Origin of the sequence: Aeromonas sp. TW 6 (assembly GCF_013168745.1) — a bacterium.
Classification (GTDB): domain Bacteria; phylum Pseudomonadota; class Gammaproteobacteria; order Enterobacterales; family Aeromonadaceae; genus Aeromonas; species Aeromonas caviae.
This window is the reverse complement of sequence record NZ_JABERS010000019.1, coordinates 14546-37881: the sequence shown is the minus strand read 5'-3', so window position 1 is coordinate 37881 and position 23336 is coordinate 14546. Positions and strand designations below refer to the sequence as shown.

Below are 23336 nucleotides of genomic sequence, written 5' to 3'. Positions count from 1 at the left end.
GCTGTTTTTTTAGGTGGGCCTCAGGCCCGTTTCTCTTCAAGCCAGGCCCCCTGGCTCTGCATCTCGAACAGCTGGGCATAATGCCCCCCCAGCGCCATCAGCTCGCCGTGGGTGCCGCGCTCGCTCACCCACCCGCGGGAGAGCAGCAGGATTTCATCGGCATCCACAATGGTGGAGAGACGGTGGGCGATGGCGATGGTGGTGCGGCCACGGCGTGCCGCCGAGAGCGCCTGGGAGAGGGCGAGCTCGGTCTGGGAGTCCACGCTCGCGGTCGCCTCGTCCAGGATGAGGATGCGCGGATCCCCCACCAGGGCGCGAGCAAAGGAGAGCAGCTGGCGCTGGCCAGCGGAGAGGTTCTTGCCCCCCTCCTCCATCAGGGTGGCCAGGCCATCGGGCAGGCGGCGCACGAAATCGGCCAGCTGCACCTCCTCCAGGGCCTGCCAGAGCCGCCCATCCTCGATGCCGTCACGCCCAAGGCGCAGGTTCTCGGCCAGGGTGCCGACGAAGATGAAAGGATCCTGCTGCACCAGGCCGATGCTGCGGCGCACCGCCGAGAGAGCCAGGCCGTTCATGGGGTGATCATCGAAGTGGATGCTCCCCCGATCCAGGGGGTAGAAACCCATCAGCAGGCTGATGATGGTGGACTTGCCGCTGCCGGTGTGGCCCACCAGCGCCAGCATCTGGCCCGGCCGGGTGGCAAAGCTCACATCTTGCAGCACCTGCTGCTCCCCGTCGTAGGAGAAGCCCACCCCGTCGAAGCGTACCCGTCCCTCCAGGGGGCGCACCTCCCCGTCGGTGCTCTCGCGGGTTTCATCGAGCAGGGCGAATACCCGCTCCCCCGCCACCATGGCCTGCTGCAACTGGTTGAGCTGGTTGGTCATCTCGATGAGGGGCTCGATCATCCGCCCCAGATAGCTGATGAAGGCGTAAAGCACCCCCACCTGAATGGCCCCCGCCGTGCTCAGCCCCTCGTGGGCAAACAGGGCCAGCAGACCGATGAGCACCATCATGTAGAAGAGATCGATGAGGGGGCGCAGCAGGATGCCGTTGATCTTGAGGCTCTTGATCCGCGCCTGCCAGTGCTGCTGGTTCACCCCCGCAAAAGCAATGGCGAAGTGGCGCTCCTGCACCATGGCCTGGATCACCGGCATCCCCTGCAACGACTCGTTGAGACGGCTGTTGATGTCGGAGAGCAAGGATCGGGTCGCCCGCACCACGGGCACGCTCAGTTTCTGGTAGAGCCACATCACGGCCCCCACCGCCGGCAGCAGGGTGGCGCACACCAGCATCAGGTGAAAGTCCAGCAGCGCCATGGAGAGCAGGATGCCGCACAGGAGCACCACTTTTTGCACCAGGAGCCCTATCACCTGGACATAGAGGTTCATGATCGCCTCGGTGTCGTTGGTGATGCGGGAGATGAGGGAGCCCGAGCGGTGCTTGTCGAAATAGCGGGCAGGCAGGCGGATGGCGGTGGCGAACACCTGCTCGCGCAGACGCTGCACCACCGCCTGGGCGATGCGGTTGAAGCGCAGGGATTGCAGGTAGAAGCCGGCCGCCGACAACACCTGCAACCCCAGATAACCGGCGGCAAGGGCGGCGATGATGCCCCACTCCAGCCGGCGCGGCGCCAGGTAGTCATCGATGAAGAGCTTGATGAGCAAGGGACCCGCCACCTCGGCGCCGGTGGCGAGCAGCAGGCAGATGCCCGCCTGCACCAGCCAGCGGGGGTAGCTGGCGCAGTAGGCGAGCAGCCGTTTGATGGTTGGATTCACAGACTTGCCTCCAGCGCAACGTTCCACGGGAATTGACTCTCTTTGCTCCCCTCTCCGCTCGCGGGAGCCGGGCGGGGGGTGAAGGAAACCAGGGGCCTTGTCATCCTGTTCACAGGCTCTCCTCCACGTCCTGCTCCAGGCGCTGGTAGCGGACCATGTCCGCGTACCAGCCGTTCCTGGCCATCAGGGTCTCGTGACGGCCCCGCTCGCTGATCGCGCCCTGTTCCAGCACCAGGATCTCGTCCGCCTGCTCCACCGCCGTCATGCGGTGGCTCACCAGCACCAGGGTGCGCTTGTGGACCTTGAGGGCCAGCAGGATCTGCTGCTCGGTGTGGGCATCCACCGCCGAGAGGGCGTCATCCAGCACCAGGATAGGGGCATCCAGCAGCAGGGCGCGGGCGATGGCCAGACGCTGCTTCTGACCGCCGGAGAGGGTCACCCCCTTCTCTCCCACCTCGGTTTCATACCCTTTGGGGAAGCGACTGATGTCGTCGTGAACGCAGGCGATGCGCGCCACCCGCTCAATCTCCTCCCGGCTCGCCTCGGGGCGGCCCAGGGCGATGTTGGCCGCGATGGTGGTGGAGAACAGAAACGGCTCCTGGGGCACATAGGCAAACTGGCTGCGCAGCTCACCCAGCGACAGTTGCGAGATGGGCACCTCCCCCATGCGGATCTCCCCGGCCGTGGGGTTGGCCAGGCGCATCAGCAGCTTGAGCAGGGAGCTCTTGCCTGCCCCGGTGCGTCCCACTATCCCCAGCATGGCGCCAGCCTGCAGGGTGACATCCACCCCCTGCAACAGGGTGCGCTGCTCCAGCCGGTAGCCCAGCCCCAGCACCCGCAGGGGAAAGGCCGAGGCCAGCGCCATGGGATGGGCCGGCTCCTCGATGTCGCTGTGCTCCCCCAGCAGGCTTTCGATGCGCGAGTAGGCGGCGCTGCCCCGCTCGATGATGTTGAACAGCCAGGCGATGGCGAACATGGGCCAGATGAGCTGGCCGAGGTACATGGTGAAGCTGGTGAGCTCCCCCAGAGTCAGCTTGTCTTGCAGCACCAGGGCGCTGCCCCCTGCGACAGCCAGAAAATAGGAGCAGCCGATGCACAGGTAAATCACGGGGTCGAACTTGGCGTCGATGCGGGCCACCGCCATGTTGCGCTCCCCCGCCTGACGGGTCAGCTCGGCAAAGCCCTCGTCCTCTAGGGATTCGACCGCGTAGGATTTGAGCACCCGCACCCCGGAGAGGGCCTCCTGGGTCTTGTTGTTGAGGCGGGAGAAGGCCCCCTGAGCCGCCTTGAACTCCTTGTAGATCTGGGTCCCGAAGCGGTTCATGAAGAAGGCCATCACCGGCAGGGGCAGCAGGGAGAGCAGGGTCAGCTGCCAGGAGTACTGGCTGCACATGATGGAGAGCACCAGGATGCCGACGATGAAGGAGTCCACCAGGGTCAGTACCCCTTCCCCTGCGGTCATCTCCACCGCCTGGATGTCGTTGGTGGCGTGGGCCATCAGATCACCGGTGCGGTGGCGCTGGTAGAAATCCGGGCTCATGCGGGTGAAGTGGCTGAACAGCCGGTTGCGCAGCACGTAGGCGAGCCGGTAGGAGGCACCGAACAGCATGACCCGCCACACGTAGCGCAGCAGGTAGATAAGCAGTCCCAGGCCAAAAAGCCCCGCCAGATAGCCGGTCAGGGTGCCGCTGTCCAGGTCACCCTTGGCGATGCCATCCACCACCCAGCCCACCACCTTGGGGGGGATCACGGTAAACAGGGCCACCAGCATCAGCAGGGAGATGGCCACCAGATAACGCCGCCACTGATCCTTGAAAAACCAGCCAAGCCGCAAAAATACGCTCACAGAGAAGTCCTTGGTCGCGGCGCGCTGCCGCGTGATCATGAAGAGAAGCTCAATACAATCGCCCCCTGGCGGGGGCGAACGAGTGGGTCATCATAGCCTGAAGCGGGTGACTTGAGAACGATTGCTATCTTGCCCTCCCTCAGAGCCGCTTGTCGGGGGGCGAAAACGGGAAAGCGACCGACTCCTGCTGCTCCCCGGTGAGCAGGAAGTGGGAGACCTCCTCCCGGGTCTGGGTAAAGACCTGCTGCAACTGGTTGAGCTCCCCCTCGCTCAGCTCCTCCTGCAGCCGCAGCCGCCACTCCAGTTCCCCGGCCAGCAGTTGCAGGCGGGAAGCGGAGATGTTGGCCGAGACCCCCTTCAGGGTATGCAGCAAGCGGCACGCCACTTCGGGCTGCTGGCGACGCAGGGCGGTGCGGATGTCCCACAGATCGTCCTTGTGCTCGGAGAGGAACAGCTTGAAGAGGATCTGCAGCGCCTCCCTGTCATGCTCCAGCCGGCGCAGGGCATCCTCCAGATCCAGCACGCCCATGAGGGCCGGCGGCTTGACCTCGATGGGCACCTTGGGCTCCCCGCCGCTGCTCTTCACCCATTGCAGCAGGTTGTTGTAGAGATCGAGCTTGCTCACCGGCTTGGTGACATAGCCGTTCATGCCGACGCCAAGGCAGCGCTCCCTGTCCCCCGGCATGGCGCTGGCGGTGAGGGCGATGATGGGCACATCATGCTTGTCCACCATCTTGCGGATCTGGCGGGTGGCATCCAGCCCGTCCAGCACCGGCATCTGCAGATCCATCAGGATGACGTCGAACGGCTGCTCCGCCACCTGCTCCACCGCCTCGCGGCCGTTGTCCACCACGGTGACCTTGGCCTCCACCCGGCGCAGGTACTCCAGAATGAGCTGCTGGTTGACCCGGTTGTCCTCGGCCAGCAGCACCCGGGTACCACGCAGCAGCTCCCGGAACTGCTGCTGATCCCCCTGTGCCTCCGCCTGGCGGACCTTGCTGTCATGGGAGCTGCCGTTGAGCAGTTCGTCCACCTTGGCCAGCAAGGCGTTTTCGGTCATGGGCTTGGCCAGGAAGTGGGTCAGTCCCATGCTTTCCATCCGCCCGTGCAGCCCCTCCCTGGACCAGGCGCTGGTCATCAGGACAGGCAGGCGCCGCCACTGGCTGTGCTGGTACATCTCGAGGGCCAAGTCCAGGCCATCCTCCTGACCCATGCGCCAGTCGAGGATGGCGAGGCGGATGTGATGCCCCTCTTCACGCAGCACCTGACGGGCGCGGGAGAGGCTGTTGACCGTGATGACGGACGCCCCCGCCCGCCCCAGGATGTCCTTGGCCAGTTCCAGCACCAGCTCATTGTCATCCATCATCAGGATCAGGGGCTGGTGATCGAAGAAGACCCGGCGCCCCGAGACCCCGTACACCGCTTGGGAGATGGGGATCTCGAACAGGAAGGTGGAGCCCACCCCGGGTTTGCTCTGCACGGTGATCTCCCCGCCCATCAGCCCCACCAGGCGCTGGGAGATGTTGAGGCCAAGCCCGGAGCCGCCATATTTGCGGGTATTGCCCGCCTCCAGCTGGGTAAAGGGCTGGAACAGCTGGGCCTGCTTCTCCGGGGCGATGCCGATGCCGGTATCCCGCACGCTGAAACAGACCCGCATGGGATGCTGGCTGGTGAGGGTGATGGCCACCTCCACCTCGCCCCGCTCGGTGAACTTGATGGCATTGTTCACCAGGTTGACCAGTACCTGACCGAGGCGCAGCGGATCCCCGCGCAGAAAGTCGGGCACGGCGGGAGACTTGTTGATGATGACCTCGATGTGCTTGCGCTCCGCCAGATCCGCGAACATGGCGGCGAGGGAGTCGAGCTGCTCGCTGAGATCGAAGTCGATCTCCTCCAAGGTCAACTTGCCGGACTCCACCTTGGTGAGATCCAGAATGTCGTTGATGAGCAGCAGCAAGGTGTCCGACGAGGATTTGATCTTGTTGAGATAGTCCCGCTGCTGGGGATCCAGACTGGTTTGCAGTGCCAGGGCGCTGAAGCCGATGATGGCATTCATGGGGGTGCGGATCTCGTGGCTCATGTTGGCCAGGAAGTCGCTCTTGGCCTGGGCCAGCAGCGCGGCATGGCGAGAGAGCTCGCTCAGCTTCTGGTTGCGACGCCACAGGGTCGCGGCCACTAGCGAGAAGCAGAGCAGCGCCCCCCCCAGCACCATCAGGTAGAAGCGGCTCTTGAGGGAGGAGGCCCGCTCCAGCTTGCTCTGCTTCCAGGCGGGCAGTGAGCTCAGCCCCTTCATCTCCACCACCTGATTGCGCAGGCGATGGTACTCCATCACCTGCTGATTGAACTCCTGGCCCAGCCGGACGAGGGCCGCGACCCTCGGCTGCTCGCCATAGCGGTCAAGCAGGTGCTGCTGGAGTTGCAACAGTTGTCGCTGCTCGTTCTGATCCCAGCTACGTCTGAGGTAGTGGTGCAGGCGCATGAGTTCGGTCAGGTCGCGGTACTGCGCCTCACCGACCGGCAGGGTGCCTTGCAACGCCTTGAGCTGGCCCTGGAAGCGGGGAGCCAGATACTCGATGGTCATCTCCATGGTGTAGAGCCTGGCGAGATCCAGCAGATAACCGTCGATGTCCCGCTGCAACGCCTGGGAGCCGGGGTCGTCCACCGACTCCGGATCCTCGTGCACCAGCCTGACGAACCTGTCCAGGTGACTGGAAAGCAGGCTCAGGCGTTGCTGTACGCTGCCATCGCTGGCCTTCTCGCGCCCCAGCAGATAGACGGTATCGGTATTGACCCGATTGAGCACCATCTCAGCCGCCACGCTCAAATCGAAGGCACGCTGCTGCTGGCTGAGCAACTGCCAGCAATAGGCAGAAAAGCCCACCAGCGATACGATGATAAGGCCAAAGACAACACGATTGCCCCGTGCAACACTCTTCATCCCGTCTCGATTCTCATGTCATGGTCGGCCATCCGGTGACATCAGGTCACGGCCGGAGGCCAACTGTGAAAAACCACTGAGTGCTATGTTACCGTTAGTCGGCGCTCTGATTGCAATAAAGATGTTGCCGGGCCATGAAATAAGGAAGCAATTATGTCACTTGTCACCACCTATTGTAGCCAATGCTTTACCCGCAACCGCCTGCCTGTCGAAAAAGCAGACTCAAACGCGAAGTGTGGCCGCTGTCGTCACGCCCTCTTCGAACAAACCCCGGTGGCGGGGCGTCAGGCCAGCTTCGATGCCCTGATCCAGTCCGACATCCCGGTGGTGGTGGACTTTTGGGCAAGCTGGTGTGGCCCCTGCCTGCAGTTTGCCCCCGTCTTTCAGGAGGTCGCCCGGGAGCTTGAGCCCCGCCTTCGCTTCGTGAAACTCGATACCGAGCAGGAGGCCGCCATCGCAGGTCGCTATGGCATTCGCAGCATTCCTACCCTGATGGTCTTCCAGCGGGGGGAGATCCTGGCACAGCGCAGCGGCTCCCTGCCCAAGAGCCTGTTCAAGGAGTGGCTGCTCTCCTTCACCTCCCCCGTCAAATGAAAATGAAATGTTTCATTTCTGTTTGATTGAAGATCCATTTTCACTTGACTCTGTGAGTCGCCACATGATTTGACCATATCCCCCTGTTTCAAACAGGGGGATATATGTAACCTCGGCATCACAACAACAACCATAAATTAACCGAGAGAACGTTATGCACACATCGGCTGTACCTCCGACTCCCCCCTCACGCTGGCTGGACATCAAGTCCGGGATCGTCATCCTGGATCTGCTCCTGCTCTGCGCCATGCTGGCATGGCTCCCGTTTGACCCCATGGTCAACAAGGGGCTGGCCATCCTGATCTTCATCGCCATCCTCTGGCTGACCGAGGCAGTGAACATCACCATCACTGCCATCTCCATCCCGGTGCTCGCCACCCTGCTCGGGGTGTTCGACATGAGCAAGTCGCTGACCGACTTTGCCAACCCCGTCCTGTTCCTCTTCTTTGGCGGCTTTGCCCTCGCGGCAGCCCTCTCCAAGCAGGGACTCGACACCCAGATCGCCGGCAAGGTGATGCAGCTCGCCAAGGGACACCTGGGCTGGGCTTCCATCGTGCTCTTCACCATCACGGCCGCCCTCTCCATGTGGATCAGCAACACCGCCACCGCGGCCATGATGATGCCGCTGGCACTCGGCATGCTGAAGGGGCTGGACGTTCACAAGGAGCGCCGCACCCTGGTCTTCGTGCTGCTTGGCGTCGCCTATAGCGCCAGCATCGGTGGCATCGGCACACTGGTGGGCAGCCCCCCCAATGCCATCGCCGCCGCTCAGATGGGCTTGGGCTTCACCGACTGGCTGGAGTTCGGCATCCCCGTGGTGATCATCTTCATGCCGGTAGGCATCGGCCTGCTCTATCTGGTCACCCGTCCTAATCTCTCCCACCAGGTCAGCACCGAGCAGGTCACCATCGAGTGGACAGGCCAGCGCAAGGTGACCCTGGCCATCTTCCTGACCACGGTGCTGCTGTGGATTGGATCCCAGCCTCTTGCCAAGGCACTGGGCGGCATTCCCCAGTTCGATACCCTGATCGCCATGGGCGCCATCCTGGCCATCGCCGTCAGCCGGGTCGCCAGCTGGGATGACATCAACCAGAACACCGACTGGGGCGTGCTGCTGCTGTTCGGGGGTGGTCTCACCTTGAGCGCCATCCTCAAGCAGACCGGGGCCAACGCCTTCCTGGCGGAGCACCTCTCCAGCGGCCTCTCCTCCATGCCCATCTTCGTGATCCTGCTCTGCCTGGCCGCCTTCGTGGTGTTCCTGACCGAGCTGGTCTCCAACACCGCCACCGCCGCGCTGCTGGTGCCGCTGTTCGCCGGGGTGGCCGAGGCTCTGGGGGTCTCCCCCATCGTGGTCTCCGTGCTGATCGCCGTCGGCGCCTCCTGTGCCTTCATGCTGCCGGTGGCCACGCCCCCCAACGCCATCGTCTTCGCCAGCGGCCATATCCAGCAGCGGGAGATGATGCGGGCCGGCCTGGTACTGAACCTGGTGTTCACCGTCATCCTGACCATGCTGGCCTATTTCATGGGGGATATCCTCCACTGAGGTTCGCCCCCTAATGCCCCTCCAAGCCCCGCATCGCCGGGGCTTTTTCTCGCCCCGAAACCACCGCACTCCCTACCCGTGACATCACGGCGACATTAACTCGCACTTAAGAAATCACCTCCATGATGCTGACAACGGCCATCACGCAGCCATGGCTGACGATGGCGATGATCATGGACATCACGACAAGGGGATCACCTCATGGGAAAGACGATGCAGAACAACCGTGAAATCATGGTATGGGATCCGGTGGTCAGGGGATTTCACTGGGCCACTGTGCTGTTGTGCGTGCTGAATCTCTTCATCCTTGAAGAGGGGGCGCGCAACCACCGCTATGCGGGATATGCGCTGGCCGGACTGCTGGCACTGCGCATCGTATGGGGATTCATCGGCTCCTATCATGCCCGCTTCGCCCAGTGGCTGCCGACACCGACCGGCGTCATCACCTATCTCAAGGAGACGATCAAGGGGCGCCACCCCTACTATGCCGGTCACAATCCTTTGGGGTCCTTGATGATACTGCTGCTGTTGACCTGCCTTGTCGGCACCGCCGCCAGCGGGATCATGACCGAATACGGGCCGCTCTCCGGCACCCATCGCATGGAAGAGATCCACGAGTTCTTTGCCAAGGGGCTGCAGGTGACCATCTTCGTCCATGTACTGGCCGTCATCGCCCTGGATCGCCTGGTACGGGGCGATCTCGTCAGGGCGATGATCACCGGCAAGAAACGGGTGCCGGCGGACACCCGGGTGGTCGACAGGCCCTGAGCCTCTCTCAACCCGACAGATGAAAAAAAACCCCGCATCGCGGGGTTTTTCACTGGAGCAGACATCAGCCGACGCTGCAGCTCGTCAGTTTCCAGATCCGGTCTACGTAATCCTGGATGGAGCGGTCGGAGTTGAACTTGCCCATGGTGGCCGAGTTGATGATGGCCTTCTTCGCCCACAGGGCCGGATCCCGGTACCAGGCGTCGATCAGCTTGTGCGCCTCGGAGTAGGACTCGAAATCCGCCAGGGTCAGGTAAGGGTCTCCCCCTTCCAGCAGGGAACGCTTGATAGAGGAGAGTTCCCCCGGGCGACCCGGCGTGAAGTAGTCGGTATCAAACCAGTCCAGCACGGCTTTCAGTTCGGAGTTGGCGTAGTAGAAGTCATACGGGTTGTAGCCGCGCGCCTTCAGGGACTTCACCTCGTCCACATTCAGACCGAAGATGGCGCAGTTTTCGGCACCCGCCTCTTCGGCGATCTCGATGTTGGCTCCATCCAGCGTCCCGATGGTGATGGCACCGTTCAGCGCCATCTTCATGTTGCCGGTACCGGATGCTTCGTAACCTGCGGTGGAGATCTGCTCGGAGACATCCGCCGCCGGGATCAGCTTCTCGGCAAGGCTCACGCGGTAGTTCGGCATGAACACCACTTTCAGCTTGCCCTGGATACGGGCGTCGTTGTTGACCCGCTCCGCCAGCTTGTTGATGGCGTAGATGATGTCCTTGGCCAGCTTGTAGCCGGGCGCCGCCTTGGAGCCGAAGATGAACACCCGCGGATGCATGTCATAGTCCGGGTTCGCCAGCAGGCGACGGTAGAGCGCCATGATGTGGATGAGGTTCAGCTGCTGGCGCTTGTACTCGTGCAGACGCTTGATCTGGACGTCGAAGATCGCCTCCGCGCTCACGTCGATGCCGGTTTCCGCCTTGATGACCTTGACCAGCTTCTCCTTGTTGTGGCGCTTGATGGTCATGAACTGCTGCTGGAACGCCTTGTCGTCGGCAAACTTCACCACGCTGCGCAGCTTGTCCAGTTGCAGCGGCCACTCCTTGCCCACCACCTCGTTGTAGAGTTCGGCCAGTTCCGGGTTGCAGGCCAGCAGCCAGCGACGGGGAGTCACACCATTGGTGACGTTGCACATCTTCTCGGGCCACAGCTCGGCATACTCGGGGAAGAGATCTTCCTTCACCAGCTTGGAGTGGATCTCGGCCACGCCGTTCACCTTGGAGGAGCCGATGACGCACAGGTTGCCCATACGCACCTTGCGCACGTCACCCTCTTCGATGATGGAGAGCTTGGCCTTGATGGCATCGTTGCCCGGCCACTTGGGCTCCACCAGCTCGTTCAGGAAGCGGGCGTTGATTTCATAAATGATCTCGAGGTGACGGGGCAGTACCTTCTCGAACAGGCTGACGGACCACTTCTCCAGCGCTTCCGGCAGCAGGGTGTGGTTGGTGTAGGAGAAGACCTGATAGCAGATGCCCCAGGCGGTATCCCAGTTCAGCCCCTCTTCGTCCACCAGCACGCGCATCAGCTCGGGGATGGCCACGGTGGGGTGGGTATCGTTGAGCTGGATGGCGATTTGCGCGGCAAAGTTGCTGAAGTCACTGCCATGCACCCGCTTGTAGCGACGCATGATGTCCTTGATGGAGCAGGCGCAGAAGAAGTACTGCTGGATCAGGCGCAGCTCCTTGCCGGCGTCGGTCTCATCGTTCGGGTAGAGCACCTTGGAGATGGTCTCGGCCTGGGCCTTCTCGGCCTGGGAGTCGATATAACCACCGGCGTTGAACACGTCCCAGTCGAAGAACTCGGAGGCGCGGGATTCCCACAGACGCAGGATGTTGACGGTGTGACCACCGAAGCCGACCACCGGAATGTCCCAGGGCACCCCTTTGATCTTGCGACCGGCGTGCCACACCTTCTTCAGGCCACCCTTGTCACCAAAGACGGTCTCCACGTAGCCGTAGAGCGGGATCTCCTGCACCGATTCCGGGCGGCAGATCTCCCAGGGGTTGCCATATTCGCGCCAGGAGTCCGGACGCTCGATCTGACGGCCATCCTGAATTTCCTGACGGAACAGGCCGTGCTCGTAGTGGATGCCATAGCCCACCGCCGGGTAGTTCAGAGTGGCCAGGGAATCGATGAAGCAGGCAGCCAGACGACCCAGGCCGCCGTTGCCAAGGGCCATGTCAGGCTCTTGTTCACACAGATCGGTCAGTTCCAGACCAAGTTCACCCAGCGCCTCTTCACAGACTTTGTAGAGGGAGAGGTTGTGCAGGTTGTTGGAGGTCAAACGCCCCATCAAAAATTCAGCAGAGAGATAGTGAATCGCACGAGTATCTTTCTTGAAGTGAGCCTGCTGAGTACGGGTCAGGCGCTCGTACACCTGTTCATTGACGGCGGCAGCGGTCGCTTTCCACCAGGCATCCGGAGAGGCTTTCTGTTCGCTTGTACCCAAGGTAGAACGCAGGTGACGCACGATACTCGCCTTGAGCTGATCTTTATCCAGTTGGAGATCCTGGTCTGTCTTCTTCTTGGTAGCCATAAACCATTTTCCTTCGTTACAAATAAAAAATGTCATCCCATCGGGTGGACCGGCGCTGTTGTTATCTCAGAATATGCTCCGGCGGGGGCATACTAGCTAAAGCCAAGGGTTTAAAAGTTAACGTGAGTCACACTTTAACGCATAAAAATGACAGTTTCACCATGAAAACCCTTTCCTTGAGCCAGCCTGAATGAAATATAAATTTCGTTTTAAATCATAGTGATATAAGAAAACAAAAAAGATAGTTTCATGAATAGGTTTTCAATGATTGCCTGTGACTGAAAATACGTGAAAATAACCGCCGACTAGGGAGAAATTGAAAGCGCTTTCAATTCACACCCCCTCGTCAGGTAATAAAAAGGATGCCCCAATCGGAGCACCCTTTGATTTCAATTAACCATGTGCCTTGAACTGATTGCTCATAGGGTCGTAGTGATACCCGATCTGTTGCAGACGGGTAGCCAGCTGATCTTCTGTCATGTCGTAGTAAGCCAGCAGCTCTTCCAGACCATCACACTCCAGCCGCAGCTTCTCGTTGATGATCCCGAGCAGAATGTTCGCATCCAGTCGTTGCAAGGTACTAACGTCCATCTCGCTCCCTCCTCTCCCTATACAGGACTGTATAACCATGAGCGCCGACCCGAAGTTTGTCTACAGGTTAAAAAACACCCTGTATAAGGAAGATATAAATATCCTTTTTAATCATGTAGTTAAAGTCATCTCCTGTTAATCGGCTCACACTTTTAGCCACAAATGACTTGTCACTCCTTGCGAACAGAACTACTGTATGCGCATACAGCATGGTTATTCATACAGGAACGACATATGAGCCAGCCCCTGAATCTTTGCCCCCCCTCCTCCTCTGCCGGTCTGATCACCACCTGGCCCACTCGTCATCAGAGCAAGATGGGACAAGAGCAGCGGCGCGGCCCTCTCCATCAGGAAGCGCCGCTGCTGGATGCCCTGGGGCAACTGAGTCAGTCTGACAGTGGCTGGATCCTGCTCGTCGCCCCGCCCGGTCTGCCCGCCGCCGCGCAATTGCAGGCCAGAGGGATCAATCCTGCCAGGGTGCTTGTCGTGCACGCCCCCAAGATCAAGAATTGGCAGCGCCTGCTGGAGCAGAGCCTGATCAATGGTCACTGCGCCGCCGTGCTGACCTGGCTGCCCGAACAGGTCGCCCTGGACCGGAGCACATTGAGCACCCTGGGCCAGCGTGCCGGTGTCCTGACCCGCTTCTTCGAGCCCGCAACCCCTCTGGGTGGGGCACTGAGCTACGGCGGCCAGGATATCTACCTGAACCACTGATCGCCCCTTCGGCGTGACAGCCAATGCGCCGGCATTGCCCACCGGGTTATCCAGGCTTCCGACCCGGGATGCCATGGCGACAAAGACAAAGCAGCACAGCAGCACAGCAGCACAGCAGCACAGCAGCACAGCAGCACAGCAGCACAGCAGCACAGCAGCACAGCAGCACAGCAGCACAGCAGCACAGCAGCACAGCAGCACAGCAGCACAGCAGCAGTAAATTTGCTCAGGCCCAGACCGTCAAATGGGGCCCGCAAAAAAAGGCGACCCGAGGGTCGCCTTTCAACATGCTGCTGTACGGGGGCTAATCGCCCTCCGTTTGCATCGAAGTCCGATTGATCAAGCCAGCTTGGTCTCCAGCTCGGCAATTTTGGCGGACCAGTAGGCCGGGCCGGTCTCGTGGATGTTGTTGCCCTGGGAGTCGACCGCCACGGTGACCGGCATGTCTTCCACCTCGAACTCGTAGATGGCCTCCATCCCCAGATCGGCAAAGGCCACCACGCGCGCCTTCTTGATGGCTTTCGCTACCAGATAGGCGGCGCCGCCCACCGCCATCAGGTAGACAGCCTGGTGCTGCTTGATGCTCTCGACCGTCTTGGGGCCGCGCTCGGACTTGCCGATCATGCCGATAAGGCCGGTTTCTCCCAGCATCATGTCGGTGAATTTGTCCATCCGGGTGGACGTGGTGGGGCCAGCCGGGCCGACCACCTCGTCACGCACCGCATCGACCGGGCCCACGTAATAGATGAAGCGGTTGGTGAAATCGACCCCTTCCGGCAGTCCTTCACCTTTTTTCAGCATGTCGGCGATGCGCTTGTGGGCGGCGTCGCGGCCGGTCAGGATCTTGCCGGAGAGCAGCACGGTATCACCGCTCTTCCAGCTGGCAAGCTCTGCCTTGGTGATGCCATCCACGTTGACCCGGCGCACATTGCCACCGGACTCACGGGTGATCTCCGGCCAGTCTTCCAGCCTGGGGGGTGTCAGCTCCGCCGGGCCGGAGCCATCGAGTTCGAAATGCACGTGACGGGTGGCGGCGCAGTTGGGGATCATCACCACGGGCTTGGAGGCGGCGTGGGTCGGTGCGGATTTCACCTTCACATCCAGCACCGTGGTCAGGCCGCCCAGCCCCTGGGCACCGATCCCGAGCTTGTTGACCTTGTCATAGAGCTCGACCCTCAGCTTCTCTTCGGTGGTCTCGGGACCACGGGCAATCAGCTCCTGGATGTCTATGTGCTCCATCAGAGCTTCCTTGGCGAGCACCGCCGCCTTCTCGGCGGTGCCGCCGATGCCGATGCCGAGCATGCCGGGCGGGCACCAGCCAGCCCCCATGGTCGGCACCGTCTTGAGCACCCACTCCACGATGTCGTCGGAGGGATTGAGCATCACCATCTTCGATTTGTTTTCGGAGCCGCCGCCCTTGGCCGCGATACTCACTTCCACCTTGTTGCCCGGGATCATGTCGATGTGCACGACAGCGGGGGCATTGTCTTTGGTGTTCTTGCGGCTGCCGGCCGGATCCGCCAGCACGGAGGCGCGCAGCGGGTTGTCCGGATTGGTATAGGCGCGGCGGGTGCCCTCATCCACCATCTCCTGGACCGTCATGTCGCTGTCCCACTGTACCTGCATGCCGATCTTGACGAAGCAGGTGACGATACCGGTGTCCTGACAGAGCGGGCGATGACCTTCGGCAGACATGCGGGAGTTGATCAGAATCTGGGCCAGGGCATCTTTGGCGGCCGGGTTGATCTCGCGGTCATAGGCGGCCTTGGCGGCCTGCACGAAATCGAGGGGGTGGTAGAAGGAGATGTACTGCAGGGCGTCAGCAATGGAATCGATAAAGTCCTGTTTTCTAATGATGCTCATATCATCCTCACTGGTCCTTGTTATCGCTTGCGCGAGCAAGGGCTTCCATATGAGCCGGGCCTTCGGCAGGTGGCAAATGCACCTGGAGCCGGCAGACTGCGGCGTGTTTTTATAACGGTGTTTTTCTTAAAAATGCCGGCGGCCATGATACGCTTGACCACCCGAACCGGCTAGGGAGCCGGGCGCAAACTGTTGCCTATGTAACAAAAAATGAAACCAAGACTGCATATCCACCATTTCGACCCGCAGGCCTCGCTCCACACCTGGTTTGCCTGCCTGCAACACCAACCCTGGGCCATCCTGCTGGAATCCGCCGGCCCCCTGGGGGCTGACAACGGTTTTGACATCATCAGCGCCGATCCGCTTGCCACCCTGGAAACCCGGGGTACCAGCACCTGCCTCACCCAGGATAACCACCAGCACCATCATGACGGCGATCCCCTCGCCCTGCTCGCCAAGACCCAGCAAGCCCTGCTTGGGGAGCGCGTTGAGGATGACTCGGGATTGCCGTTCATCGGGGGAGCCCTGGGACTCTTTGGCTACGATCTGGGCCGACGATTCGAGCGTCTGCCCGCAGTGGCGCAACAGGACATCCAGGTGCCCGACATGGCGGTCGGGATCTACGACTGGGCGCTGCTGCGAAATGTCGCGACGGGACACTGGCAACTGGCCCACTGGGGTGATGAAGCCGGCCTCGCCCGCAGGCTCGACTGGCTGATGGCGCAGCGCGAACGACCCCCCCTCCCCCTTCGCCTGACCGGCCCCTGGCAGAGCAACATGACGCGGGCCGAATACGGAGACAAGTTTGCCCGTATCCAGGCCTATCTGGCGGCGGGGGATTGTTACCAGATCAACCTGACCCAGCGCTTCAGCGCCCCTTATCAGGGGGATGAATGGTCCGCCTATCTCGCCCTGAGCGCCGCCAACAAGGCGCCGTTCTCCGCCTTTGTCCGCCTGCCGCAAAGCGCCATTCTGAGCCTCTCCCCGGAGCGTTTCCTGCTGCTCGACAAGCGCCATATCGAGACCAAGCCCATCAAGGGCACCCGGCCTCGCCACCCGGATCCCGCCCAGGATGCCAGGGTGGCCGAGTCACTCGCCAACGCCGACAAGGACAGATCGGAGAACCTGATGATCGTCGATCTGCTGCGCAACGACATCGGCCGGGTGAGCCGGCCGGGATCGGTCACTGTGCCGCATCTCTTTGCCGTGGAATCCTTCCCGGCGGTGCATCACCTGGTCTCTACCATTCACGGAGAGCTGGATGCGCGCTGGCAAGAAGTGGATCTGCTGCGGGCCTGCTTCCCCGGCGGCTCCATCACAGGGGCTCCCAAGATCCGGGCGATGGAGATCATCGAGGAGCTGGAGCCGGTGCGGCGCAATGCCTACTGCGGCAGCATCGGTTATCTGAGTCAGCACGGAAGGATGGATACCAGCATCTGCATCCGTACCCTGATCGCCGAAGCCGGTCAGCTGCACTGCTGGGCGGGGGGCGGCATCATCGCCGACTCCGATCCCGACGCCGAATATCAGGAAACCTACGACAAGGTGGCCCGCATCCTGCCACTGCTCGATGCCCTTTGATCCCATCCGGCCCTGCGGGGCCGACACAAGGAGACCCATGGAGATGACGAGTGCCGAGCTGCTGACCCGCTTTTTGCTGCAGCGCCCCGCCCCCGCCCATCGCCTGGCACTGGCCGGGCTCAAACCTGCCGCCGTGTTGATCCCCCTGGTGGAGCGCCCCGAGGGCCTGCACCTGCTGCTGACGCGCCGCAGCGCCGCCCTGCGCCACCACCCGGGGCAGATCAGCTTTCCCGGCGGGCGTCAGGACCCGGAAGACCGGGACCTCATTCACACCGCGCTCAGGGAAACCGAGGAGGAGCTTGGCATTCCCCCCTCCCAGATCAGGATCATCGGCAGCCTCACCCCTCTCAATACCGTCTCGCGCTACGATGTGCTGCCGGTCCTCGCCATGCTCGACCCAGGCTACGGGCTGACCCTGAGCCAGGACGAGGTGGCCCAGGCCTTCGAAGTCCCCCTCGCCCACGTGCTGGATCCGGGGCAGCACATAGCCCTGAGCCTGCCAAGGGCGGACGGACGTCACACCATCTATTGGATCCCTTGGGAGCAATCTTTCATCTGGGGAGCCACTGCCAGCATGATACGCCAGCTTGCCCAGCACATCTCGAAATAACATTTCGACAACATGATAAGGTGGGAAATTATCCAGTTAACATTCAAATAACACTGCATTTGATAAATAAATTTTGATTTTTTATTCTTTTGATCACATTTCTACAAGAAAGTACGGGTTTCAGCCGCACAAAGGTGAATTTGATCAACATTTTTGATTAAAAAGAAAGTATTCTTGCGCCGACTAATTAAAACCACACATTCGGGGTGAGACACATGTCCAATACTGTCACTGGCGCACAGGATGTTGCAGCCGCACAGGAGCAAGGAATCAGCTCGGTCCAATCTCGCGGTTGGAGTAAACAAGACACCACCTGGGTGATCAGCCTGTTCGGTACCGCCGTCGGTGCAGGCATCCTGTTCCTGCCCATCAACGCTGGCATGGGTGGCTTCTGGCCGCTGGTGGTGATGGCGCTGCTGGTCGGCCCCATGACCTACCTGGCCCACCGTGGTCTGGCGCGCTTCGTGCTCTCCTCCAAGCAGCCCAATGCCGACATCACCCAGGTGGTGGAAGAGCACTTCGGCGTGGGTGCCGGTAAATTGATCACCCTGCTCTATTTCTTCGCCATCTACCCCATCGTGCTGATCTACGGCGTGGGCATCACCAACACGGTGGAAAGCTTCCTCGTAAACCAGTTGCAGATGACGCCGCCCCCGCGCTGGATCCTCTCCATCGTGCTCATCATGGCCATGATGTCCGTGATGCTGGCTGGCGAGAAGCTGATGCTGAAAGTGACCGAGTTCCTGGTCTATCCGCTCATCGCCATTCTGGCGGGCATCTCCCTGTACCTGATCCCGGACTGGACCGGTGCGGCCCTGAATGAAATGCCGAGCACCAAGGATTTCGCCACCACCCTGTGGCTGACCATCCCGGTGCTGGTCTTCTCCTTCAACCACAGCCCGGCCATCTCCAGCTTCGCCCTGGCTCAGCGCCGTGATCACGGTGAGCATGCCGTCGCCAAGTCCGACGCCATCCTCAAACGCACCGCCATCATTCTGCTGGGCTTCGTGATGTTCTTCGTCTTCTCCTGCGTGATGAGCCTGACGCCGGCCCAGCTGGCAGAAGCCAAGTCCCAGAACATCGCCGTGCTCTCCTACCTGGCCAACCAGCATGCGAGCCCCATCATCTCCTACTTCGGTCCGCTGGTTGCCTTCGTGGCCATCGTCTCCTCCTTCTTCGGCCACTATCTGGGTGCCCGTGAAGGTCTGAAAGGGATGATCGTCCAGAACATGCGCAACTCCGGCAAGGCACCGAACCACAAGAAGGTGGAGCTGTTCATCATCGCCTTCTTCATCCTGACCCTGTGGGGCGTGGCCGTGATCAACCCCTCCATCCTCGGGATGATCGAATCCCTGGGTGGCCCCATCATCGCCACCATCCTGTTCCTCATGCCCATGTACGCCATCAAGCGCGTTCCGGCCATGGCGAAATACCAGGGCCAGATCAGCAACATCTTCGTGGCGACCATGGGCCTCATCGCCATCTCCGCCATCCTCTATCAACTGGTCGGCTAAGCCTTCCTGCGATACCGTCGGACCAGCATCTGGCCCGACGCCTCCCACAGCCCGGCAGATCTTCTCTGCCGGGCTGTGTTCGTTATGATCATCAGGCACTGAGCTCAGATGATCAGAGTCCTCAGATCAGAGACAGCCCTTTCACCCACTCTCTTTCCCCTTGGTGACAGCTTGCCGCTCATATTCCTTTCCCCATGGCACACGACCAAGGCGTGCTGCGTTATCCCGTCATCTGCCGCACGCCATCGGCCTTGCCAGGCAGAACACCAGAGCCCTTGTCCTTGCCAGGAACGCCCGCTCTTCGGGGTTTAGCCCAGAGAGCCGACACCCCCACCCAATGGAGCCTTTCTTCGAGGCACTCAGGGAAAGTACCGGCCACAGGGCGCAGGCAAACCGCCGAGAGGGCCTTGACCGGGCTTCCCGTACAGCGTCCGAAGAGCAGATGACCCCTTCGGTCACCAGAGGGGATGCCACAGGCCGCCATGCTGACAGCACAAACAGCCCGATATGCCCTGCCTAATGCAGTGCCGGGCACGCGGGTACAGGGAATGGCTTGTTGGCGGTGGCGAGAACACGTAAGGCGGCCAACGGGCCCCTCCCGGGAAATCACACAGGGGGATCCGAGCACTGTCAGTGCCATGACACGGCGAGAAGGTGCAGGGCGCCTGACGCGCGCGCAAATAAAAAGCGCCCTCCGAAGAGGGCGCCTGTGCAGAGCGGAACGTCTGAGGGGATCAGGCTTCGCGGCTGGGGACCGGGGCGGCATCCAGCAGGCTCTCATCCTCGGCCATGCAGGCCGCCGCAGTGAACAGCACGTCGGTGGAGCTGTTGAGGGCCGTTTCGGCGGAATCCTGCAACACCCCGATGATGAAGCCAACGGCCACCACCTGCATGGCGATGTCGTTGCTGATACCGAACAGGCTGCACGCCAGCGGGATCAGCAGCAGGGAGCCGCCCGCCACACCGGAAGCGCCACAGGCACTGATGGTGGCGACGACGGAGAGCAGAATGGCGGTCGCCATGTCCACTTCCATCCCCAGGGTATGCACCGCCGCCATGGAGAGCACGGTAATGGTGATGGCGGCGCCGGCCATGTTGATGGTGGCCCCCAGCGGGATGGAGACCGCATAGGTGTCTTCCGGCAGGCGCAGCCTCTCGGCCAGAGCTATGTTGACCGGAATGTTGGCGGCGGAGCTGCGGGTGAAGAAGGCGGTCACACCGCTCTCTTTCAGGCAGGTCAGCACCAGGGGATAGGGGTTGCGCTTGATCTTCCAGAAGACGATGAGCGGATTGACCACGAAGGCGATGAACAGCATGCAGCCGATCAGTACCACCAGCAGCTGGGCATAGCCAAACAGCGCATCGAAGCCGGTTTCAGCCAGGGTGGAGGCAACCAGACCCAGGATGCCGAGCGGAGCGCAACGGATCACGGCCTTGACGATGGCGGAAACCCCGTGAGACACATCGGAAATCAGTGATTTGGTGCTCTCATTGGCGTGACGCATGGCGATACCAAGGCCGATGGCCCAGGCCAGGATGCCGATATAGTTGGCTTCCAGCAGTGCTTTCACCGGGTTGGTCACCACGTTGAACAGCAGGGTCTGCAACACTTCCGTGATGCCCCCCGGCGGCGTGATCTCGGTAGCGCCTGCCACCAGATGCAGGTTGGAGGGGAAGAGGAAGCTCGCCACCACTGCCACGGCAGCCGCCAGGAAGGTACCCAGCACATAGAGCAGCAGGATCGGCTTCATGTTGGTCTTCTGGCCCTGCTTGTGGCCGATGATCGCCGACATCACCAGCACGAAGACCAGCAGCGGCGCCACGGCCTTCAGGGCGCCGACGAACAGGCTGCCGAGCAGACCCGCCGCCTTGGCCCACTCGGGCATGAACATCGCAAGAAGGATACCGAATACCAGACCGACCAGGATCTGGCTAACCAGACTGGTGCTGTTGACCAGTCGAATGAGGGGGTGTTGTTGTGTCATCAAGTAGTCCCTGTGCACTCATGGTGCGTGAATCATTAGTCCTGTTGGCAACCAGCCCCGCGCATTGGCACCGGTCCGTTGACGGTGACGCCGTGGGCAGCTCTTCTGGTGGATCTGTCCCGTTCGCGTGGGGTTGCGGACAGGAATATCCCATCTGCCATGGTTTTTTTCCACATAATCACTGAAAAATATCAGGGTTACCTCACAAAAAATCTACAACAATGTGATAACACAATATCAACCACGGTCAAAATGTCACCAAACCAGCCCGATCATCGGCCACCACTGGGCCAGAAGTGATATGATGACGCCCTTTTTCAGGGAGCCTTGCCATGATCACCTCTTTATTGACCCGACACTTCGGCTTTGATCGCTTGCGGCCCGGGCAGGAAGCAGTGATCAGTCGTCTGCTGGCCGGCAAGAGCGCCGCAGCCATCTTCCCGACTGGCGCGGGGAAATCCCTCTGTTATCAATTGCCCGCCCTCGCACTGCCCCACCTGACCCTGGTCATCTCTCCCCTGCTGGCCCTGATGCACGATCAGCTCGCCTTTTTGCGCAGCAAGGGGATCGCCGCCGCCACTCTGGATTCCAGCCAGACAGCGGAAGAGAGCCGGCGCGTGATGCAGCAGGCCAGCGATGGCCAGCTCAAGATCCTGATGATCTCGGTGGAGCGCCTCAAAAATGAGCGCTTTCGCCGCTTCATCGCCCACATCCCCCTGTCACTGCTGGTAGTGGACGAGGCCCACTGCATCTCGGAGTGGGGCCACAACTTTCGCCCCGACTACCTTAAGCTGCCGGATCATCGCCGTGAACTGGCCATTCCCCAGGTGCTGTTGCTGACCGCCACCGCCACCCCGGCCGTCATGGCGGACATGCAGGCAAAATTTGCCATCGACCGGGACGATCTGGTGGTCACCGGTTTCTACAGACCCAATCTGGAGCTGGCCGTCCTCCCGCTGGCCGGCAGTGCCCGCGATACCTGGCTGCGCGAGGAGCTGCACCGGGATCCGGTCGCCCCCACCATCGTCTACGTGACTCTGCAACACAGCGCAGAACAGTGCGCCGCGCAGCTACAGGCCAGCGGCATCCGGGCATGCGCCTACCATGCGGGGCTCGATCCCGCCCTGCGCAGCCAGATCCAGCGCGACTTCATGGCTGGCAGACTCGACTGCATCGTGGCCACCATCGCCTTTGGCATGGGCATCGACAAGGCCGACATTCGCCGGGTCATTCACTACGACCTGCCCAAGTCCATCGAGAACTACAGCCAGGAGATAGGCCGCGCCGGACGTGACGGGCTTCCCTCCCGCTGCACCGTGCTGGCGAGCCGCGCCCAGTTGCCGGTACTGGAAAACTTCGTCTATGGGGATACACCGGACAGGGACGCCATCGCGCACTTACTCGATATCGTGCGCCAGAGCGGCGCCGAGTGGGAATTCAGCCTGCTGCGCCTCTCCAACGAGACCAACATTCGCCAACTGCCCCTCAAGACCCTGCTGGTCTATCTGGAGATGGCGGGGGTCATTGCACCGGCCTACAGCTACTTTGCCGAGTACCGTTTCAGGTTCGTACTGGAAAAACAGGCGATCCTCGCTCGTTTCAATTCCGAACGCCGCCAGTTCCTGGAGCAGGTCTTTGCCTGCGCCCCCCAGGCGCGCACCTGGTGCACCATGGACTTCGAAGCGCTGTGGCAGGGATATCAGGGAGAACGCCAGCGCGCCGCGGCGGCGCTGGACTACCTGCAGCAGCAGGGTTGGATCGAGCTTGAAAGCAAGCAGATGACCGAGGTCTATCGGGTGCTGAGCCAGCAAATCGATACCGCGACCCTGGCCGAAGAGCTGCATGGATTGTTTGAAAAGAAAGAGCAGAGCGAACTGGCCCGCCTTCAGGCGCTGCTGGCCTTTTTCACCTCGACCACCTGCCTCAGCCATGAGCTTGCCCGCTATTTTGCCGACGACGCGGCCCCCGAGCGGTGCGGGCACTGTTCCGTCTGCCGGGGAGAGATCGCCGTGTTGCCGCCGTTACCATCACCGGGCTTGCCCAACGAGCACGGTCTGCGCACCTGGTGCGACCCGCTGATCGCCCTCTGCCATCAGCGCCATCCCAGGATCCTGACCCGTTTCCTGTGTGGCATCGCCACCCCGCTGACCACCCGTCTCAAGGCCAGGGATCTGGCCGGTTTTGGCCAGTTGGCGAACCATCCCTTCGCCGAGGTGCTGGCGGCGGTGTCAGCCCTCTATCCCGCCGAATCCTGAGCTTGCAGGTTTGGCGCCGTTCAGGCGCTGAAAAAATAAGACCCTCGCGGATGCGAGGGTCAAGCCAACGGAAACGTGCTTAAACAGAGCTTAGTATCTGCACAATCACCCACTCTCTTGCTAAAGCGATGACTGCTCGACACAGGGCCAATCTAGAGCAGTCAGAATGTAGCGTCAATGTAAAAATTAGAGCAAAAACACCAAACAAATAGCATTACGTTGA

At 61.3% G+C, this 23336-nt stretch carries 16 protein-coding genes; 9 read left to right on the top strand and 7 right to left on the bottom strand.

Annotated elements, in window-relative coordinates:
• Window positions 1–20: 20 nt before the first annotated feature.
• The 3 genes from HKD46_RS11165 to HKD46_RS11155 form a co-directional block, all read right to left on the bottom strand.
• Complete coding sequence (locus HKD46_RS11165; RefSeq protein ID WP_049636011.1) at window positions 21–1772, bottom strand: ABC transporter transmembrane domain-containing protein; 1752 nt, start codon at window positions 1770–1772, stop codon at window positions 21–23.
• Window positions 1773–1881: 109 nt separating this feature from the next.
• A complete protein-coding gene (locus HKD46_RS11160) occupies window positions 1882–3618 on the bottom strand; it encodes an ABC transporter transmembrane domain-containing protein (protein ID WP_029314593.1) in 1737 nt (578 codons plus the stop codon).
• A 139-nt stretch (window positions 3619–3757) separates the two neighbouring features.
• Window positions 3758–6556, bottom strand: a complete 2799-nt coding sequence (locus HKD46_RS11155; protein WP_045524566.1) for a response regulator — start codon at window positions 6554–6556, stop codon at window positions 3758–3760.
• A 153-nt stretch (window positions 6557–6709) separates the two neighbouring features.
• On the opposite strand from HKD46_RS11155, the gene trxC reads away from it, so the two are divergent.
• From trxC to HKD46_RS11140, 3 genes are all read left to right on the top strand, one after another.
• Entirely contained in the window at window positions 6710–7150 is a 441-nt protein-coding gene (trxC, locus tag HKD46_RS11150; protein ID WP_010674892.1) for a thioredoxin TrxC, read from the top strand.
• A gap of 154 nt (window positions 7151–7304) precedes the next feature.
• Entirely contained in the window at window positions 7305–8693 is a 1389-nt protein-coding gene (locus tag HKD46_RS11145) for a DASS family sodium-coupled anion symporter (protein WP_043155181.1), read from the top strand.
• Between the two features lie 201 nt (window positions 8694–8894).
• A complete protein-coding gene (locus HKD46_RS11140) occupies window positions 8895–9461 on the top strand; it encodes a cytochrome b/b6 domain-containing protein (RefSeq protein ID WP_081844077.1) in 567 nt (188 codons plus the stop codon).
• Between the two features lie 64 nt (window positions 9462–9525).
• On the opposite strand, the gene HKD46_RS11135 is transcribed toward HKD46_RS11140, so the two are convergent.
• Window positions 9526–12000 (bottom strand): glycogen/starch/alpha-glucan phosphorylase, encoded by a 2475-nt coding sequence (locus HKD46_RS11135; RefSeq protein WP_043155186.1) that lies wholly within the window; start codon window positions 11998–12000, stop codon window positions 9526–9528.
• A 393-nt stretch (window positions 12001–12393) separates the two neighbouring features.
• Complete coding sequence (locus HKD46_RS11130; RefSeq protein WP_005323525.1) at window positions 12394–12591, bottom strand: DUF4250 domain-containing protein; 198 nt, start codon at window positions 12589–12591, stop codon at window positions 12394–12396.
• Between the two features lie 234 nt (window positions 12592–12825).
• Here HKD46_RS11130 and HKD46_RS11125 point away from each other — a divergent pair, with 234 nt between their 5' ends.
• Complete coding sequence (locus HKD46_RS11125) at window positions 12826–13305, top strand: cell division inhibitor (RefSeq protein WP_010674896.1); 480 nt, start codon at window positions 12826–12828, stop codon at window positions 13303–13305.
• 73 nt (window positions 13306–13378) lie between these two features.
• Entirely contained in the window at window positions 13379–13525 is a 147-nt protein-coding gene (locus HKD46_RS11120) for a hypothetical protein (RefSeq protein WP_171865436.1), read from the top strand.
• Window positions 13526–13644: 119 nt separating this feature from the next.
• On the opposite strand, the gene HKD46_RS11115 is transcribed toward HKD46_RS11120, so the two are convergent.
• Window positions 13645–15168 carry a fumarate hydratase gene (locus tag HKD46_RS11115; protein ID WP_010674897.1) on the bottom strand — a complete coding sequence of 508 codons (1524 nt, stop codon included), beginning with the start codon at window positions 15166–15168 and terminating at the stop codon, window positions 13645–13647.
• A gap of 210 nt (window positions 15169–15378) precedes the next feature.
• On the opposite strand from HKD46_RS11115, the gene pabB reads away from it, so the two are divergent.
• The 3 genes from pabB to HKD46_RS11100 all read left to right on the top strand — a co-directional run bounded on the left by pabB (window position 15379) and on the right by HKD46_RS11100 (window position 18873).
• Window positions 15379–16749, top strand: coding sequence for an aminodeoxychorismate synthase component I (gene pabB / locus HKD46_RS11110; RefSeq protein WP_161469932.1), 1371 nt, complete (start codon window positions 15379–15381; stop codon window positions 16747–16749).
• A 43-nt stretch (window positions 16750–16792) separates the two neighbouring features.
• The gene (locus HKD46_RS11105) at window positions 16793–17359 is read left to right on the top strand and encodes a CoA pyrophosphatase (protein ID WP_161469939.1); all 567 of its coding nucleotides are present in this window, start codon (window positions 16793–16795) and stop codon (window positions 17357–17359) included.
• 215 nt (window positions 17360–17574) lie between these two features.
• The gene (locus HKD46_RS11100) at window positions 17575–18873 is read left to right on the top strand and encodes a serine/threonine transporter (protein WP_161469931.1); all 1299 of its coding nucleotides are present in this window, start codon (window positions 17575–17577) and stop codon (window positions 18871–18873) included.
• 734 nt (window positions 18874–19607) lie between these two features.
• Here HKD46_RS11100 and sstT read toward each other — a convergent pair.
• A complete protein-coding gene (gene sstT, locus HKD46_RS11095) occupies window positions 19608–20858 on the bottom strand; it encodes a serine/threonine transporter SstT (protein ID WP_161469930.1) in 1251 nt (416 codons plus the stop codon).
• A gap of 332 nt (window positions 20859–21190) precedes the next feature.
• On the opposite strand from sstT, the gene HKD46_RS11090 reads away from it, so the two are divergent.
• The gene (locus HKD46_RS11090) at window positions 21191–23113 is read left to right on the top strand and encodes an ATP-dependent DNA helicase RecQ (protein ID WP_161469929.1); all 1923 of its coding nucleotides are present in this window, start codon (window positions 21191–21193) and stop codon (window positions 23111–23113) included.
• The last annotated feature ends 223 nt before the right edge of the window (window positions 23114–23336 follow it).